This is a genomic window from Mesorhizobium sp. B2-6-4 (assembly GCF_006441495.1).
Classification (GTDB): domain Bacteria; phylum Pseudomonadota; class Alphaproteobacteria; order Rhizobiales; family Rhizobiaceae; genus Mesorhizobium.
The window spans coordinates 1-1,297 of record NZ_VFUE01000049.1 but is presented as its reverse complement, the minus strand read 5'-3'; the positions used below and the strand labels follow the sequence as shown (position 1 = coordinate 1,297).

Genomic DNA, 1,297 nt, shown 5'->3' with positions numbered 1-1,297 from the left:
CGGCGCACCGCCCTCGTTCGTGAGGCGTATATAGTCGCCACCCCTACAAACTGTCAACACCGATCCAAGAAGTTTTTTCGATTTCTCGTGGAGATATCCGCAGGGTCGAGATTCGTGAGTTGGCTAGGCTGAGTTTCCACGTCGCTTTTTGCGCTTGGTCGCGCCTGGGATACTCGCTCCGGACCGTATGCCTCGCTTTGAAAACCGCTGTCCGCCCGACGGCCGCGGACCTTGCCCGAGCGGCTTTCAGCGGCGATCCTCCAGCAATTCCGGTGTGATGTTCCGGCCTGCGTAGAAGATGCCCAGGATCAGCACCCGCTCGCCCTCGACCGCAAAGGCAATGCTGACCGCCCGTCGGTAGCCGATGATCCGCAGTCCGGGCATGATCTCGCGCCGCTCGGTGCCACGCTGTGGAAAAGTCGATAGACCGAGACAATGGTCTTGAATACCCGCGACGAAATTCCAGGCGATCGCCGGCGATGCGCGCTCGGCTATGTCGTCATAGAGCCGTTCGAGTTCGGCTTGTGCGGCGGGATGAAAGACGATCCGATAGTCCATCCCCTACTTGGCTTTCGCCTGTTTCGCGCCATGGCGCGCCTCCAGCCGAGAAAAAACCGCCTCGGCCGGGATTCCTTTAGCTGGATCCTGCTGGAGCTCGGCCAGGCGGCCCGGAATTTCCTCGCGCAGCCATCTTTCCCGCTCCGCCTCGAAATCCTCGAGCATGCGCAGGCCGGCGCGAACAACCTCGCTGGCATTGTTGTAGCGACCTGATTCGAGCTGTTTCCTGATGAAGCGCTCATAGTGGTCGTTCAGAGCGTAGTTGGGCATGACAACCTCCCGGAAAGAGACATGGGATCACGGCACGGATTTAGCAATAGATGTCAGATATTAGCAATTTCGACCGACGTCGACCAACCTGCATTTTGGTCCGATTGTCTCGCAGACAGAGATATCGCCTCGGTCGGGCCGCCGCGATCGGGGATCGCGCCTGCAGCCGATAGGTGGGATCTGCTCCTCGCGATCCAGCCAGGACGGCAGGCGCTGAAGCCGGCTGGGATGGAATCCTGCCGGCTGAATCCATTTCGCATTTTCGTGGCTGGCCTCGGCTCTGGGAAGCCCAATTTCTCCGCCGCGCGAGCTGAGAGCTCGTCTTGGCCCCGAGGCATGGAACGACCGAGGCTTGGCCCTGGTCGCTTTGGCTTGGCTTGGCTTGGCTTGGCTTTGTTTTTGACCTTGGGCGTCGGCTTTGGGTTTTTGCTGGGCTGTGATGAGGGTTCTCAAATCAGCGGGCGGCCAT

At 60.1% G+C, this 1,297-nt stretch carries 2 protein-coding genes; both read right to left on the bottom strand.

Annotated elements, in window-relative coordinates; translation table 11 throughout:
* Positions 1-246 precede the first annotated feature (246 nt).
* Entirely contained in the window at positions 247-558 is a 312-nt protein-coding gene (locus FJ426_RS31200) for a type II toxin-antitoxin system RelE/ParE family toxin (RefSeq protein ID WP_140525843.1), read from the bottom strand.
* Positions 559-561: 3 nt separating this feature from the next.
* Entirely contained in the window at positions 562-828 is a 267-nt protein-coding gene (locus FJ426_RS31195; protein ID WP_140825712.1) for a type II toxin-antitoxin system ParD family antitoxin, read from the bottom strand.
* Between the last annotated feature and the right edge of the window lie 469 nt (positions 829-1,297).